We start from the raw sequence: 16,554 nt of genomic DNA, 5'->3' as shown, positions 1-16,554 counted from the left end.
GAACCAGGGCGTTCCGGCGCGGCCGGAGCCGGACAGGTCGGTCCGGCCGCCGTGTCCGGGTAGCTGCCGCCCCGTCGGGTCAGGACTCGCTGCGGCTGTCGCTGCGGTTGCGGCCCTTACCGCCCCCGTTTCCGCGCCCGTTTCCACCTGGACCCCGGTCGGCCGGCTTGCCCTGGTCCTCCGACGCCTCACCCGACGTGTCCCCCGACCCGTCGTCCGACGTGTCCTGCCGGTCGCTCTGGTCCTGTCGCTCGTCCTGCTGTCCCTGCTGCCCCTGCTCCCGTTCCGCGCGCCTGCGACGGACGCGCCAGACGATCAGGGCGACGATCACGATGGCGGCCACGGTGGCGGCGACCGCGGTGCCGGCGGTCTTCTCGACCTGCTTGTAGGCGCTGCCCGCGAAGTAGCCGAGCAGGGTGAAGCCGACGCCCCACACCAGGCCGCCCAGCGCGTTGAAGGCGAGGAAGACCCGGTACCGCATGCCGGACATCCCGGCGAGGGCCGGCATCAGGGCGCGGAAGAAGGCAATGAAACGGCCGAGGAAGACCGCGGCCGGACCGCGCCGTTTGATGAGGTCCTGGGCGCGGCCGATGCGCTCGCCGTGGCCGCGCAGCGGGCGGGTCTGGAGGATGCGGGGACCGAGGTGGCGGCCGACCTCGTATCCCACCGTGTCGCCGGCGATCGCGGCGAACACCACGACGACGGCCAGCCAGTACACCGAGACCCGGCCCTGACTGGCGATCACCCCGCCGAGGACCACCGCGGTCTCGCCGGGCAGGACGAAGCCGAAGAAGAGCGCGTCCTCGCAGAAGACGAGGGCGCCCACGACGGCGTAGACGACGGCCCCGGAGGAGCCCGCCAGCCAGTTCGTGATGCTGTGCATGCCGGGTCGCGCCGGTTCAGCGGACCGGTCGGCGGCCGGACGGCCGGATCCGGCCGCGTGCCATCAGCCAGCCGTAGGCCAGGTCGGCGACGAACACCAGGCAGCCCAGGGCCAGCAACCAGCTGAATCCACCCGCCGCGCCGATCAGGCCGAGTACGAACGCCACGATGATCAGGAACAGGAACACGTTCACCGTCCGGCCTCCTTCCGGCCCGCCCGGTCGCCGGTCCGCCCGGCTGGTCGAGCCCGCCCGGTCCGTCCGATATATCCAGTATGTCCCGTCAATTCGGCGCGGCCAGGCCGACCGTACGACCGGGGCGGGGCCACGGCGGGGCGCTCGCCCGCTCCCACGGCAGGAAGGTCACCTGCGAGCGAGCTGCCGCACCCCGACCGCGCCGGGCCGGTACGCGATGCCGTAGTACTGGAAGATCGCCTCCTCGTCCTCGACCGGGAGGACACTGTCCGTCCCGATCCAGGGGGCCGACTTCACCAGATCCTTCTGGTACGGCACGCGTACGTAGTCCGGCCCCGCGGTCACGTCGTCCACCGGCACGAACACCAGCCGGTGACGGGTGGGCAGACCGGTGCGGACCGTGGCCATGGCGGGCTGGTCCGTACCGGTGTCCACGTAGACCGCCTCCAGGACACCGATCCTGCGGCCTTCCTCGTCCACGACGGGATGGTCGCGCCACTCGCGGAGATCTGCGGATCGGATCATGATGTGACCTCCTCGCGTCTCCCCGGCCTACCGGCCGGTGCCCTTCACACCCTCGCCTGCCCGGCCCGGCCACCGGTACACACCGTCACCCGGCGCTCACCTCGGAGCGGTCCTGGCCCCAGAGGGTGTGGAAGGCGCCGTCGCGGTCGGTGCGCCGGTAGGTGTGGGCGCCGAAGAAGTCGCGCTGGGCCTGGGTGAGGGCGGCCGGCAGCCGCTCCGCGCGCAGGGCGTCGTAGTAGGCCAGGGCCGCGGAGAAGCCGGGCACCGGCACGCCCTGCTTGACGGCGCTGCTCACCACGTGCCGCCAGTCGTCCTGGGCGCCGCCGATCTCATCGGCGAACTTCGGGTCCGACAGCAGGCTCGGCAGGTCCGGGCGCCCGTCGTAGGCGGCGGTGATGCGGTCCAGGAAGGCGGCCCTGATGATGCAGCCGCCCCGCCAGATGGCCGCGACCTTGCCGAGGTCGATGTCCCAGCCGTAGGTCTCGCTGCCGGCCTGGATCTGGTGGAAGCCCTGCGTGTAGGAGACGATCTTGGACGCGTACAGCGCCTGCTCGACCTGGTCGGCGAAGGCGGCGGCGTGCTCCTGCGGCAGCGGCGCCCCGTGCGGGCCCGGCAGGTCGCGGGAGGCGGCGCGCAGGCCGGCGTGGCCGGACAGCGACCGGGCGAAGACGGCCTCGGCGATCCCGGAGACCGGCACCCCGAGGTCCAGGGCGATCTGTACGGTCCAGCGCCCGGTGCCCTTCTGCTCCGCCTGATCCTCCACCACGTCCACGAACGGCTTGCCGGTGGCCGCGTCGGTGTGTGCCAGCACCTCGGCGGTGATCTCGATCAGGTAGGAGTCCAGGCGGCCGCGGTTCCAGGTGCGGAACACCTCGGCGATCTGTCCCGGCGTGTATCCGGCGACCTCCCGCAGCAGGTGGTACGCCTCGGCGATGAGCTGCATGTCGGCGTACTCGATGCCGTTGTGCACCATCTTCACGAAGTGGCCGGCGCCGTCCGGGCCGACGTGGGTGGTGCAGGGCGCGCCGTCCTTGGCCTTCGCGGCGATCTTCTCCAGCATCGGGCCGAGCGACGCGTAGGACTCCACGGAGCCGCCGGGCATGATCGACGGGCCGTTGAGGGCGCCCTCCTCGCCGCCGGAGACGCCGGTGCCGACGAAGTGGATGCCCCGCTCGCGCAGTTCGCGTTCGCGGCGGCGGGTGTCCTCGAAGTGCGCGTTGCCGCCGTCGATGATCACGTCGCCGGGCTCCAGCAACGGGGCGAACTCGCGGATCACCGCGTCGGTCGGCTCGCCGGCCTTCACCATGATCATCAGCCGCCTGGGCCGTTCCAGGGCGGCGACGAACTCCTCGGCGCTCGTGGTGGGCACGAAGGCGCCCTCGTCGCCGTGCTGCTCGACGAGGGCGGTGGTCCGCGCCGGGGTGCGGTTGTGCAGGGCCACGGTGTAGCCGTTGCGGGCGAAGTTACGGGCGAGGTTGCTGCCCATCACGGCCAGCCCGGTGACGCCGATGTCCGCGGATGTGCTCATACGAGGTCGCTCCCCAGGTCACGGTCCGGGGCCGCCGCCCCGGCGCCCGGCCCCGTGCGGGCCGGCGCTCTTCCGCCTGCCCGACCATTGTGCCCGCCACCCGTCCGCGCGGCCTGTTGTCGATTGCCCTGGTCGGTGTGGTGCGGCACGGTCCGGGTCCGGCGCCGGGGGAACACACGGCCGACGGTCGCGTCGCGCACTCCACCGTACGGGGGACTTGCGGAGGCGGTGTGCGGCGTGGCAGCCACGAGCGGGCAGGCCCGGGGGCCCTCAATGATCGCGGCGGCCGGTCACGGCCGTGGCCCGCCGCCGCGACGATCACTCGTAGCTAAGGAGTACCTGTGAAGCTCATGCGCAAGGGCGCCGCGGTGGCGGCGCTGGCCGCCGGACTCGTCCTGGCCGGCGGCGGGATGGCCGTGGCCGACTCCGGCGCCACCGGTGCCGCCTTCGGTTCGCCGGGCGTTCTGTCGGGCAACGTCCTCGAGGTCCCGCTCGACCTGCCGCTCAACCTGTGCGGCGACTCGCTCGACCTCCTGGCCCTGCTCAACCCTTCCCCCGGCACCACCTGCGCCGACATCAGCACGCACTAGGGAAGAGTGGGCGCCCGGCCGCCGTGCTGGGGGGCGAGTGGCGGCCGGGCGCGGCCCGGCAGCGCGGGGGGGGTTACGCCACCGGGCGGGGCTCCGGCCTGCCTCTCGGACAACCACCGGCCGAAGCCCGCACTCCCGCCAGTCCCCAGGCGGGAGCTACAGCTTCGCCTGCCCGACGCGGCGGGCCTCATGCAGTTTCGGCCCCGGTTTTCTGCGGGGCTTTGTGCCATCCCGCCGGCGCCGACCCGTCCCGGCCCGTCGACCCGTCGGCCGGCCCGGCGGTCAGCACGGCCCGCGCGGTGATGCGCTTGCCGACCGGGGCGCTGCGCACCTCGACGTCCTCGCACAGCGCCAGGACGATCTCCAGTCCGTGCTGCCCGACCCGGCCCGGCTCCGGCGGCCGGGGCTCCGGCAGCGAGGTGCCGGTGTCCCACACCGTGACCTCGAGTCTCCCGCCGGTGATCTCCAGCCGCACCGCGCACGGTCCCGGCGCGTACTTGACCGAATTGGTCACCAGCTCACTGACCACGAGTTGCGCGTCGGCCAGGGCCTGGCGGCCGGCCGTCACGCCGTACTCGGCGGCGGCCTGCGCCAGAAAGCGGGCAGTGAAGGCGCGTGCGGCGGCGATGGAAGTGCTCTCCCCGTCCAGGGCCATCCCGGCGCACGGGCCCGACACGGCGGTCGGCGTGCTCCCGGTCCTCATGCGGTGCGCCCCTGTTCTGTCGTTCAGCGGAATACGGCCAACCCGGCGCATACCCGCGCAGCGAGGTGCCATGCACCGTACCGCGCCAGCCGCCGCCGCACACCGGGAGCCGTTGCAGACGCGCGGAACGGGGAAAGCACCCCGGAAAGGCCACCGCCGAGGTAAGGGTCGCGCATGCAGAAATGGACCGGACATCCGTTTCCCCTCGGAGCCGACTACGACGGTTCCGGCACCAATTTCGCCCTGTTCTCGGAAGTCGCCGAGAAAGTCGAGCTGTGCCTGATCGACGATTCGGGCGCCGAGGAGCGTGTCGCGCTGGAGGAGGTCGACGGTTTCATCTGGCACGCGTATCTGCCGGAGGTGGGCCCGGGCCGACGGTACGGATTCCGGGTGCACGGGCCGTACGACCCCGCGCGCGGCCATCGCTGCAACCCCGCCAAGCTCCTGCTGGACCCGTACGCGAAGGCCGTCGAGGGCCAGGGCGACGGTCACCCGTCGCTGCTCGGCTACCGGGCCGGCGACCCTTCCGTGCCGGACGACGGCGACGACCTCGGGCACGCCCTGCTGTCCGTGGTGGCCGACCCGGCCTTTGACTGGGGCGGCGACCGGCGGCCGCGCCGCCCGTACCACGAGTCGGTGATGTACGAGGCGCACGTGCGCGGACTCACCCGCCGCCACCCGGCACTGCCCGAGCACCTGCGCGGCACCTACGCCGGGCTCGCCCACCCGGCGGTGCTGGAGCACCTGACCGGGATCGGGGTCACGGCGGTGGAGCTGATGCCGGTGCACCAGTTCGTGCAGGACGGTCACCTGCTGGACCGGGGGCTGCGCAATTACTGGGGCTACAACACGATCGGGTTCTTCGCACCGCACAACGGCTACGCGGCCGCCGGCAGCCGCGGCGAGCAGGTCGGCGAGTTCAAGGCGATGGTCAAGGCGCTGCACGCGGCCGGCATCGAGGTGATCCTCGACGTCGTCTACAACCACACCGCCGAGGGCAGCCACCTGGGCCCGACGCTGTCCTTCCGCGGCATCGACAACGCCTCCTACTACCGGCTCGTCGACGAGGACCCGGCGTACTACTTCGACACCACCGGCACCGGGAACTCGCTGCTGATGCGGCACCCCATGGTGCTCCAGATGATCATGGACAGCCTGCGCTACTGGGTGACCGAGATGCACGTGGACGGCTTCCGGTTCGACCTGGCCGCCACCCTGGGCCGGCAGTTCCACGAGGTGGACCGGCTGTCGGCGTTCTTCGACGTGGTCCAGCAGGACCCGGTGGTCAGCCGGGTCAAGCTGATCGCCGAGCCCTGGGACGTGGGCGAGGGCGGCTACCAGGTGGGCAACTTCCCGCCGCTGTGGAGCGAGTGGAACGGCACGTACCGCGACACCGTACGGGACTTCTGGCGCGGCGCGGACGGCACGCTCGCGGATTTCGCCTCGCGGCTGACCGGCTCGGCCGACCTGTACGAGGGCGACCGCAGGCGGCCGCGGGCCGGGGTCAACTTCGTCACCGCCCACGACGGCTTCACGCTGCACGACCTGGTGTCGTACAACGACAAGCACAACGAGGACAACGGCGAGGACAACCGGGACGGCGAGAGCTTCAACCGGTCCTGGAACTGCGGCGCCGAGGGCGACACCGACGACCCGGCGGTGCGGGCGCTGCGCGCCCGCCAGCAGCGCAACTTCCTGACCACCCTGATGGTCTCGCAGGGCGTGCCGATGATCTCGCACGGCGACGAACTCGGCCGCACCCAGGGCGGCAACAACAACGCCTACTGCCAGGACAACGAGGTGTCCTGGGTGGACTGGGACCTCGGCAGGCACGACCGCGCCCTGCTGGACTTCGCCCGGCGGCTGATCGCCCTGCGCCGGGACCACCCGGTGCTGCGGCGCCGCCGGTTCTTCAGCGGACGGCGGGAGGACGGCGCGGTCGGCGACATCACCTGGCTGCGCCCGGACGGGCAGGAGATGACGGTCGCCGACTGGCAGCGCCCCGACGCCCACGCCCTGGCCGTGCACCTCAACGGCGACGGCATCTCCGAGCCCGACGTGCAGGGGCGGCCGATCCGCGACGACTCCTTCCTGCTGCTGTTCAACGCCCACTGGGAGCACGTCGCCTTCACGCTGCCGGCGGCCGATTTCGGGCGGCACTGGGAGGTGGTGGTGGACACCGCGGTGGAGCCGCACGAGGCGGGTGACGGCGTCGGGGGCGGTCGGCCCGCAGGCGGTGCGCCGCTCGGGCCCGGCGACACGGTGAAGGCCGAGGCCCGCTCGTTGGTGGTGCTGATCCGGCGCTGATGGTGGTGCCGATCGGGCGCGGCCGGCCCGGCGAGCGCGCGGTCGGCCGGCCCGGGGGCGCGACGGAGCCGGGCCCACCGGCGCATACCGTGGGCAGGCGGACCGTCACCGCACGGGGCCGCGCTCGTTGGAGATGCGGGAGGGGCGGCCCGGGTGTGTCCGTACGACCACGGCGCACGCAGGGCGTTGGGCGGTGGTTCACACCCGGATCACCGGGATTTCCCCTTTCCGGGCACAACGTCAGTGGGCGATGAACCGTCCAACACAGTGTCAGGGGGAGGCACGATGTCACCATTCGCCGTGCGCCGCGGGTGGCCGCGGGCGGCGGGCCGGATACGGGAGCGGTCGGTCCTGCGCGGGCGGGGGCGGCCGGCGTACGGGCATGCGCCGCGCCACGGGCGGGCGCGGCCGGCCCTGCTGCTGGGGGTGCTGGGCGTGCTGGCGCTACTGCTGTGCCCCGCGGTTCCGGCGGGCGCGGTGCCCGGACCGCCGACGCAATCGGCGTACTCCTTCACGGACTTCACCGCCGACCCCGCGGCCACCGACTACGACCACCGCACGGTGAGCCTGTCCGGGACCCTGGTGACGCAGCCCGTGCCGGGCGCGCCCACCGTGCCGGCCGGCGGGCAGACGGTGGATCTGGTGGCGGGCGCGGCCGGGCCGGCCCAGCCGCTCGACGGCGCCGGAACCGACGGCCTCGACCCGCTGGGCACGGTGACCACGGACGAGGCCGGGAACTTCTCCTTCGGCCCCGCCCGGCTGCCGGCCGGACCGACCGCCGCGACGGGACCCACCGACATCACCGTGTTCGCCCTGCGTCGCAGCGAGGGCGGCGGCTTCGGCGACTGGGACGCGCAGACACGGCTCACGGTGACGGCCACCCCGAGCAAGGCCCGGCTGACCGTGGACTGGGCGCTGGGCACGCCCGGCATCGCGGGTCGGACGGTGACCGTCCAGGGTGTGCTGGAGCGCTCGGCCGCGGCGGACACGGCGGGCACCGGCGACCCGGCGACCGGGGCAACGCCGTCCGCCGGCACACCGGACGGGAGCTGGCTGCCGCTGCCGGGCATGCGGGTACGGGTGGACTACCGGGTGAACGGCGCCACGGCGGTCGAACGGATCGCGCGCACCGGTACGGACGGGCGGTTCGCCGTGACGTTCACCGCGACCGCCGACGGCACCGCGACCACCTCGGTGTCCGCACCGGCCGACCCGTACCTGGACCTGGGCCAGGGGACGTCGGTCAGTCACGCGGTGTCCGTGCCCGCGCCGCCGCCGACCGCCGTGCCGACCCGGACCCAGCCGGTTCCGGTGGTGACGCATACGCGTCCCACCGCCCCGGCCGGCACCCGTCCGGCGGCCACCCACTCCCCCGTGCCCGCCTCGCCCACCGTGTCCACGCCGGCACCGGCACCGACCACCGCCCCGGAGCGGCTGGCGGTGTCCGGCGGCACACCCCGGATGGCGTTCCTGACCGGCGGCAGCACCCTGATCGCCGCGGGGCTGCTGCTGGTGGTGGTCCGGCGACGAATACGTACCGAGCACTGAGGCCGGACCCGGTCCCGCGCGGGACCGGCGGTGCGACGGGGACGGGTGGGACGGGTGTGGGGCCGGCCCGGGGGCACGGCTTGACGGGGTGGGCAGGCGACGGTAGGGAGGTGCCGTCACGCGGGGTGGTGGCGGAGGGGGAAGGATGAGACCGCTCGAAGCGGGGGACCCCACGTCGGTCGGGCAGGGCCGGTACCGGCTCACCGGACGGCTTGGGCAGGGCGGCATGGGCGTGGTGTACTTCGGGCGCTCGCTCTCCGGGCGGGCGGTCGCCGTGAAGGTGGTCCGGCCGGAGCTGACCGGCGAACCGGGCTTCCGGCGGCGGTTCGCCGACGAGGTGGCCGCGGCCCGCCGGGTCGGCGGGTTCCACACGGCGCCGGTGGTCGACGCGGACCCCGACGGCGATCCGGCGTGGCTGGTCACGGCCTTCGTGTCCGGCCCGACGCTGGCCGACGTGCTGGCCCGGGTGGGCAGCCTGCCCACGGACACGCTGAGGGTGCTCGGGGCCGGCCTGGCCGAGGCGCTGGAGGCCGTGCACCGGGCCGGCGTGATCCACCGCGACCTCAAGCCGGCGAACATCATCGTGGCCGAGGACGGGCCGCGGGTCATCGATTTCGGCATCGCCCGCGCCCTGGACGGCACCACCCTGACCCGCACCGGGTTCCAGGTGGGTACACCCGGGTTCCTGGCCCCCGAGCAGCTCACCGGCGCCCCGGTCACCCCGGCGGTGGACATGTTCGCCTTCGGCCTGGTGCTGGCCCAGGCGGCCGGCGCGGCCCCGTTCGGCGACGGCCCGTCGGCGGCGCGCCACTACCGCGCCGTCCACGAGCAGCCCGACCTCACCGGCGTTCCGCACGCGCTGCGGCCGCTGATCGCCGACTGCCTCGCCAAGTCCCCCGCGGACCGCCCGGGCCCGCGCGACGCCCTGACCCGCCTGACCGCCCGGCCCCTCCCCGACGGCGCCTGGCTCCCGGCCGACGCCACGGCGCTGCTGCGTACGGTGTCCCCGGCGACCGTTCCGGCCACCGCGGACCTGGCCGACACCAGTGTCCCCGCGGCCGCACCCCCGGAAGCGGACGGTCCGCGGACGGGGCTGGACCCCGAATCCGCACCCGCACCGGCTGGTCACGGCCGGCAGCCCCACGCTCCGTCCTCCCCCGCGGGGCCCCCGGAAGGACCGGCGCCCGGCCGTCCACCCGGCCCCGCAGCCGGCCCCGCGCCCACGCCGGCGGCCCACGGCGGGCCGTACGCCCCGACCGCCCCCGCCGCGCCCGCCCCGGGCGTGTTCGGGCCGCCGCCGGGCGCCTCGTCCGTACCACCGGCGGATGGTTCCGTACCACCGGCGCCCGTGCCGTCGGCGGGGCGAGGCGGTGACCGGCCGGCGCGGCGGCGTGCTCCCGTGGTCGCGGCGCTGCTCGTGGTGGCCGCCGCGGTCGCGGGCGTGGTGGTGTGGCAGCCGTGGGCGTCCGGGGGCCATGCCGCGGCCGGGACCCGGCCCTCCACGCACCCCGGGACGTCGGCGGAGGCTCCGGGGCCCGCGGCGCTGCCCACCGCACCGTTGCTGGTGCGGATGGACACCGCGCCGGGCTGGCCGGACCCCTGCCACGCGGTGATCGCGCTGCGGGACGCGGGAGACGACCGGCCGCGGCGGATCGTGGACGGCGGGACCTGTGACGTCCTGCCGGTCTGGGCACCGGACGGCAAGCGCTTCGCCTTCACCCGGGTCTCGCCGGACCGCACGCAGGCCGCGTGGGTGGCGAACGCCGACGGCTCGGGGGCGCGGCGGGTCGCCGCGACCGCGGGCGGACGGGTGTCCTGGTCGCCGGACGGCAGCAGGCTGGCGGTGGTGCGCCGGACGGACGGCGTACTGCAGATCTTCACGGTGAGCGTGGCGGACGGCTCGGCGGCCCAGGTGACCACTGGCCGGCAGGACAGCGAGGATCCGGCGTGGTCGCCGGACGGCTCGCGGATGGCGCTGTGCCGGCAGACCGAGCCGGGCCTGTGGCAGGTCTTCTTGCTGGACCTGACAGCCGGTGCGACGGCCCCCCGCCAGGTCACCCACGGCACGCAACGGGCGCTCACGCCGCAGTGGTCGCCGGACGGGCGGCGGCTGGTGTACGCGTACGGCAAGCCGGGCGAGGGCACGCAGGGCGACATCCATGTGATCGGGGCGGACGGCACCGGTGACCGGCCGCTGGCGGCCACTGCCGACCAGGAGATGGACCCGGTGTGGTCGCACGACGGGAAGTGGGTGGCCTATGTGCGCGGGCCGATTCCCACGCCCGCGGTGTGGGCGGTCCGCGCGGACGGCACAGGAGCGCGCCCCCTCACCACAGGCACCGTCCCGGAGGGTCACCCGTCGTGGCGGTGAGGTGACCGGAGCGCGCTCCCCCGCGCGCGAGGACCGGCCATGCTGCCGTATGGGGAAAACACGACCCGCTTATTACCCGGCACGCCGGGTCACCCGGCCGGCTTTTCCCGAGGTCATACGGGTCCGTAACCGTACGCGCGATCGCTTGAAATCCGGAATTCACATGCCGTCAAGTTTCGGCTGGTCCCATCGCGGCTAACCCGCTGGTCAATAGGGTTCCGTCACTTTCCCGCCACAGCGGGACGTCCGATGGGTGGGCGTTTATGAGCGAACTGCGTGTGCTCTCGGTCTACGAGGGGTTCTTTTCGGGCGGCGCCCGCATTCTGCACAGCGATGTGGTGCTGGGCCTGCACCAGGGTCTGCAGCGGCACGCGGTGCTCAGCATCCAGGGCGAGATGCACCGGGAGGCGACCCGGCAGCCGATGGAGGAGGACGCCTGCTACCGGATGCTGACCGGCTCCGGCGTGCCGGTGTCGGCGCTGCGCCGCGGCCTGGATCCGTCGGTGGCGCCCGACACCTTCACCGCGGACGAGCTGGCGGCGACCGCGCGCGCCGCGGCCGGGGCCGATGTGATCCTTTCGCTCAAGGAGCAGCCGCTGACGCTGCTCAACCAGGCCGGGCTGCCCTACCGGCCGGTGGTGGTGTGCCTGCACCGCTCGGACCCGGAGAACCAGGGCCCGGCGCTGGACGCACTGCTCGCCGGGATCGCCGCGGGGCGGGTACGGGCCTGCGTGTGCTGCGCGGAGTCCACCCGGGCCGCCTACGCCGCCGCAGGCGTGCCCGCGGAGCTGCTGCACGTGATCCCCAACGGGGTGGACCTGCTGCGGTTCCGTCCCGACCCGGTCCGGCGCTCCCTGCTGCGGGCCGAGCTGGGCATCCCGGCCCGGGCGCCGGTGGTGGTCTTCGCCGCGCGCTACGCCGGGATGAAGAACGTGCCGCTGTTCCTGCGGTCGGCCCGGGAGTACCTGCGACGCGACCCCGACGCGCACGTGCTGATGTGCGGGGCGGGGATGACGGCCGGCAACGCGGACCTGCGCGCCGACATCGCCGCTGCGCTCGGCGACGAGCCGTGGCTCGCGGAGCGGATGTCGCTGCTGGGGGTGCGGCCGGACATGGAGACGGTCTACGCGTCCGCCGACGTGGTGTCGCTGACCTCCGAGTCGGGCGAGGCGGCGCCGCTGTGCCTGATCGAGGGCATGATGTGCGGCGCCGTACCGGTGACCACCGACGTCGGCGACAGTGCGGCACTGGTGGCCGGGCAGGGCTTCGTGACCGCGCCCGACCCGGTGGAGATCGCCGGCGCCTGGGCCGAGGCGGCGGCCCGCGCCCCCGAGTTCGCCGGGCTGTTCGAGCTCAGCCGCGAGCGGTTCAGCCGTACCCGCATGATCGCCGCCTACGGCACGCTGATCGAGCGGGTGCACCACGGGGTCCCACTGGCCCCGCTGCCCGAGCCGCTGCTGTGACCGCGGCCGGGTCCGGCCGGAGATCCTCCGGCCGGACCCGGTCGGGCGCGTGACCGCTGAGGCGCCGGCCCGGGTCGGGGAAACCCGCACCCGGCCTGGCGCGTCAGACCATCGCAATGGTATGACCATCAGGGAGCCCCTGTCGCCGCGCGAAAGAGGGAGCACGATGGCGCATACCGAAGATTCCACGCCGCCTTCTGCCGCCGGTCCGGACCGGACCGGTGGCTCCCCCGGCCCGGTCCGGACGGTGGGCCTCGTCGGGCTCGGCGCCATGGGCGGTCCCGCGGCGGGCTTCCTGGCCCGGTCGGGCGTGGTGACGTACTGCTACGACGCGGATCCCGCCGCGATGGGCACCGCCGCGGCCGAGGGGGTGCGGACGGCGGGGTCGGTCCCGGAGCTGGCGGCATCGAGCGATGTCGTCGTGGTGACCGTGCCCTCCGACCAGGACGTGCTCGACGTCTGCTCGCCGGGGACGGGCGTGCTGTCGGCGGCCGTGCCCGGCACGGTGGTGCTGATCTGCTCCTCGGTCACCCCGGCCACCTGCCGGGCGGTCGCCGCGCAGGCCGTGCCGCTGGGCGTGGACGTGCTCGACGCCGCGCTGACCGGCGGGGTCCGCGCGGCCGTGGCGGGCACGGTGAACCTGCTGGTCGGCGGTGACGCCGCGGTCCTGGAGCGGATCCGCCCGGTGCTCGCGCCCTGGACCCGGACCGTGCACCACCTCGGCCCCCTCGGCGCCGGGCAGATCGGCAAGACCGTCAACAACCTGTGCCACTGGGGACAGCTGGCCGCCGTCGTGGAGGCCCTGCGCCTCGGCCGCGCGCTCGGTGTGCCCCCGGCCCGGCTGCGCGAGGCGCTGCTCGACGGCCCCGCGGCCAGCCGCACCCTGGCCGAGATGGAACTGATGCGGCTGACCTGGCACCGCAAGGACCTGGCCAACGCGCTGCTGATGGCCGAGGACGAGGGCCGTACGCTTCCGGTGGCCACGACCGTCCGCGAGGCGATGGAACACATCACCGTGCAGGACATCGCGGAGCTCTATGCCGAGCCGCCCTTTCCGGGTACGGATCCCGTTCCGGGTGCTGATCCATTTCCCGGCTCCCTTCCCGGGTCCCGCTCCGGGCCCGCGGGAGGCTGAACGCGCGGGGGCGGGCGGGCACGCTCAGCCGGCGTTCCCCGGCCCGCCCTCCGGGAACAGGTCGCGCAGCACCCGGTCCGCCACCGCGAAGGCGGAGTTGGCGGCCGGCACCCCGCAGTAGACCGCCGCGTGCAGCAGCACCTCGGCGATCTCCTGCGGGGTCAGGCCGTTGGTGACCGCGGCGCGCACGTGCAGGGCCAGTTCCTCGGTGTGCCCGCCGGCCACCAGGGCGGTGAGGGTCATGCAGCTCAGGGTCCGCCGGTCGAAGGTGCCGCGGGCCCAGCTGCCGCCCCAGGCGTATCGGGTGATGAGGTCCTGGAAGCCGGCGGTGAAGGCGTTCGCGCCGGCCAGCGCCCGGTCCACGTGCGCGTCGCCCAGGACCTCGCGCCGTATCCGCAGGCCGGCGGCGTGGTCGGGGACGTGCGGCGCATCGGTGGTACCCAGTACGACCCGCAGGTGGCGGCGCACGGCGGCCGTGACCTCGGCGGGCCGCTCGACGGGCGCCAGATGCGCGGCGTGCGGCAGTTCCAGGAGCTGCGCGTCCGGTACGGCGTCGGCCAGGGCCCGGGAGTGCGGCGGCGCGGTGGCCCGGTCCTCGCGTCCGGCCAGGACGAGCGTCGGGGCGGTGATCCGCGGCAGGTCGCCGCGCAGGTCGAGGTCCGCCAGCAGCTCGCAACAGCGCGCGTACGCCTCGGGATCGGCCCCGCGGTGGTCCGCCAGGAGGCCGGCCGCACCGGCCGGAAGCCGGCCCGCCGTGGCATGGCCGGCGCTGAACCACCGGCCGGGGGCGCGCTCCGCGAGCTGAGCCATGCCACCTGCCCGTACGGCCGCCGCCCGCTCCCGCCACGGTCCCGGCGGCCCGAAGTCGGCGGAGGAGCAGACCAGGCCGAGCGCGGTGATCCGGTCCGGGTGATGCGCGGCCAGCCACGCCCCCACGGCGCCCCCGAGCGAGACCCCGACATGGGCGAACCGCTCGGCCCCCACGACGTCGGCCACGGCCAGGACCAGCCGGCCCAGGTCGGCCACCCCGCCCCCGGCCGGCAGCAGATCCGCCGACGAGCCGCCGTGCCCGGGCAGGTCCCACCGCACCATCCGGAACTCCTCGGCCAGCACGGCCGCCTGCGCCTCCCACACCCGCACCGACGTCCCGAGCGACGGCCCGAGGACGACGATGGGCGCGGCGGCGGGCCCGGCCACGACGTGGTTCAGCAGATCGGTCACCCTTCACTCCTGGTGGTCAGCGGGCGGGCACGGGATTCGGCCCGCGCGGCGCGCGAATGCGTACGGCGGGGGCTCGTTGCGGGGCAGGTGAGCGCGGGCGGAGGACGCCGGCGGGGTGCCCCCGCGCGCGGAAGTTCCGGGGGCGGTCAGGAGACGGCGGCAACCCGCCCCCTTCGGGCCAGTGCCGGCCCCGCGCCACGGTGATGGCCGGTGCGTCGCTCGGGCTGAGCCCGTACCGGACGGACACCGAGCGCGGGCAGCCGGCTCCGGGGAAGGTCGCGGACGGCAACCCCGTTGGAGCCGATGGCGAGCCGCGCCACCGCGGTGGTCGCGCGCCGTCCGGGCCGAACCCGTACCGGCCGGACGGACGCCGAGCGCGCACTGTACGGTCACCCCCTCGTCTCCTCGCCCGGCTCCGGAGGGATAGGCCGGCCTCCCGATGCCCGGGCCGGGGTGCGGCGCAGGGCGCGGTCGGTCAGGGCGGGGGCCGAGCCGAGGTAGCCGGCGGGGTCGGTCAGGGCGGCGAGGGCGGCGGCGTCCAGGAGGGCGGCGACCGCAGGGTCGCGGGCGAGGGCGGCGGCAAGGCCGGAGCCATCGGCGGCGGCGCGGCGGGAGGCGGTGGCGACGGCGGCGCGGGCGACGGCCCGGCCCAGGACGGGGGTGAGGTGAGCGGTGACGTGCTCGGCGAGCAGGGTGCCGCCGGTCAGGCCGAGGTGGTCGCGCATGCGGCCGGGGAAGACCGTGAGTCCCTCGCACAGGTCGCGGGCGGTACGGGCGGCGCCTCCGGTGAGGCGCAGCGCCTCGCGCAGGGGGTGCCATTCGGCGTGCCAGGCGCCGGCCGGGCGCTCGTCCTCCGCCGCCATCGCCCCGAACAGGACAGCGGCCAGCGCCGGCACCTGGCGGGCGGCCGAGGCGATCAGGGTCGCGCGCGCCGGATTGGCCTTGTGCGGCATCGCCGAGGAGCCGCCGCCGCTGCCCTCGGCCACCTCGGTGATCTCCGTACGCGACAGCACCAGCACGTCCGCGGCGACCTTGCCCAGCGCGCCGGCGCAGAAGGCCAGCGCCCCGGCCAGGTCGGCAATGGGGGTACGCAGCACATGCCAGGGCAACTCCGGCTCCGCGAGGCCCAGTTCGGCGGCATACGCGGCGGCGAGCGTCAGCCCGGGGTCGTCGCCGCGTCCGTCCCCGCGAAGTACCGGCGCGGAGTATGCGCCTGACGCCGCATCCCCTGTCGGGCCGTCCGCCGGCTCGGACGGCCGCCCGCCGGCCGACCCGTTCGACGGCCCGTCCGTGGGCCCGCGTCGAGGCCCGGCCGCGTGGGCCGCGTGGACGTGGAACGCGGCCAGGGTGCCCGCAGCGCCGCCGAGTTGCGCGGGCAGCGCCGTGCGTACGCCGAGCAGCCGGTCATGGGCGTCGAGGACCAGCGAGCGCCAGCCGGCCGACTTGAGCCCGAAGGTGGTCGGTACGGCGTGCTGGGTCAGCGTGCGGCCGGGCAGCACCGTGCCGCGATGGCGGGCGGCGTGCTCGCCGAGTGCGGCGGCGGTCGCGCGCAGTTCCGCGGTGATCAGATCCAGCGTCCGCGCGGCCACCAGCATCAGCGCGCTGTCCAGGATGTCCTGGCTGGTGGCACCCCGATGCACGTACGACGCCGCGTCCGCGTCCCGCCGCTCGACCTCCCGGGTCAGGTCGGCGACCAGCGGGATCACCGGATTTCCCCCGGCCCCCGCCGCCCGCACGGCCAGCGAACGCGCGTCGAACCGCTCGGCCCGGGCCGCCCCCGTCACCGCCTCCGCGGCCCCCCGTGGAGCCACCCCGACCCGGTACTGAGCCCGCACCAACCCGGCCTCCGCATCCAGCATCGCCTGCAACACGGCCCGATCCCCGGTCACCCCCCACACCGCCTCACCCGCGGCCACGGGCTCGAGCAGCCCGACGTCGCCGGTGTCCGCATCCCCAGGAAGAGCCGTAGCGCCCGCGCCGAGTCTGCCGACCGAATCAGCGGCCCCGCCCGTACCGGCCGGGGCGTCCTGCCCGGTTGCGTCAGCCGGGACGCCGTCCCGCTCCGAGGCCGCCTGAACCAGCCGATC

The 16,554-nt window shown here is 75.0% G+C and carries 13 protein-coding genes; 6 read left to right on the top strand and 7 right to left on the bottom strand.

Annotated features, from left to right (window positions below):
• Window positions 1-79: 79 nt before the first annotated feature.
• From ITX44_RS02320 to gnd, 4 genes are all read right to left on the bottom strand, one after another.
• Complete coding sequence (locus tag ITX44_RS02320; RefSeq protein WP_205355228.1) at window positions 80-883, bottom strand: DedA family protein; 804 nt, start codon at window positions 881-883, stop codon at window positions 80-82.
• A 16-nt stretch (window positions 884-899) separates the two neighbouring features.
• Entirely contained in the window at window positions 900-1,076 is a 177-nt protein-coding gene (locus tag ITX44_RS02315) for a hypothetical protein (protein ID WP_205355227.1), read from the bottom strand.
• 168 nt (window positions 1,077-1,244) lie between these two features.
• Complete coding sequence (locus ITX44_RS02310; protein WP_205355226.1) at window positions 1,245-1,601, bottom strand: PRC-barrel domain-containing protein; 357 nt, start codon at window positions 1,599-1,601, stop codon at window positions 1,245-1,247.
• An 85-nt stretch (window positions 1,602-1,686) separates the two neighbouring features.
• Window positions 1,687-3,129 (bottom strand): NADP-dependent phosphogluconate dehydrogenase, encoded by a 1,443-nt coding sequence (gnd, locus tag ITX44_RS02305; RefSeq protein ID WP_205355225.1) that lies wholly within the window; start codon window positions 3,127-3,129, stop codon window positions 1,687-1,689.
• A 350-nt stretch (window positions 3,130-3,479) separates the two neighbouring features.
• Here gnd and ITX44_RS02300 point away from each other — a divergent pair, with 350 nt between their 5' ends.
• Entirely contained in the window at window positions 3,480-3,719 is a 240-nt protein-coding gene (locus ITX44_RS02300) for a chaplin (protein WP_205355414.1), read from the top strand.
• A gap of 187 nt (window positions 3,720-3,906) precedes the next feature.
• Here the strand turns inward: ITX44_RS02300 and ITX44_RS02295 are convergent, their stop codons facing one another.
• A complete protein-coding gene (locus ITX44_RS02295; protein WP_236059729.1) occupies window positions 3,907-4,422 on the bottom strand; it encodes an ATP-binding protein in 516 nt (171 codons plus the stop codon).
• A 174-nt stretch (window positions 4,423-4,596) separates the two neighbouring features.
• Here ITX44_RS02295 and glgX point away from each other — a divergent pair, with 174 nt between their 5' ends.
• The 5 genes from glgX to ITX44_RS02270 all read left to right on the top strand — a co-directional run bounded on the left by glgX (window position 4,597) and on the right by ITX44_RS02270 (window position 13,246).
• Complete coding sequence (gene glgX, locus ITX44_RS02290; protein ID WP_205355224.1) at window positions 4,597-6,729, top strand: glycogen debranching protein GlgX; 2,133 nt, start codon at window positions 4,597-4,599, stop codon at window positions 6,727-6,729.
• A 285-nt stretch (window positions 6,730-7,014) separates the two neighbouring features.
• On the top strand, window positions 7,015-8,277 hold the full coding sequence (locus ITX44_RS02285) for a hypothetical protein (RefSeq protein WP_205355223.1): 1,263 nt from the start codon (window positions 7,015-7,017) through the stop codon (window positions 8,275-8,277).
• 145 nt (window positions 8,278-8,422) lie between these two features.
• Entirely contained in the window at window positions 8,423-10,648 is a 2,226-nt protein-coding gene (locus ITX44_RS02280; RefSeq protein WP_205355222.1) for a protein kinase domain-containing protein, read from the top strand.
• Window positions 10,649-10,911: 263 nt separating this feature from the next.
• Complete coding sequence (locus ITX44_RS02275; protein ID WP_236059727.1) at window positions 10,912-12,111, top strand: glycosyltransferase; 1,200 nt, start codon at window positions 10,912-10,914, stop codon at window positions 12,109-12,111.
• A gap of 166 nt (window positions 12,112-12,277) precedes the next feature.
• A complete protein-coding gene (locus ITX44_RS02270) occupies window positions 12,278-13,246 on the top strand; it encodes an NAD(P)-dependent oxidoreductase (protein ID WP_205355221.1) in 969 nt (322 codons plus the stop codon).
• Between the two features lie 24 nt (window positions 13,247-13,270).
• Here ITX44_RS02270 and pcaDC read toward each other — a convergent pair whose 3' ends face one another.
• Both pcaDC and ITX44_RS02260 read right to left on the bottom strand, forming a co-directional pair.
• Entirely contained in the window at window positions 13,271-14,467 is a 1,197-nt protein-coding gene (pcaDC, locus tag ITX44_RS02265) for a bifunctional 3-oxoadipate enol-lactonase/4-carboxymuconolactone decarboxylase PcaDC (RefSeq protein WP_205355220.1), read from the bottom strand.
• A gap of 389 nt (window positions 14,468-14,856) precedes the next feature.
• Entirely contained in the window at window positions 14,857-16,383 is a 1,527-nt protein-coding gene (locus tag ITX44_RS02260; RefSeq protein ID WP_372440818.1) for a lyase family protein, read from the bottom strand.
• Window positions 16,384-16,554: the final 171 nt, after the last annotated feature.

This window comes from Actinacidiphila acididurans (assembly GCF_016918855.1).
Classification (GTDB): Bacteria; Actinomycetota; Actinomycetes; order Streptomycetales; family Streptomycetaceae; genus Actinacidiphila; species Actinacidiphila acididurans.
Note: the sequence above shows the minus strand (reverse complement) of the source record. Positions and strands in the feature narration are given on the sequence as shown.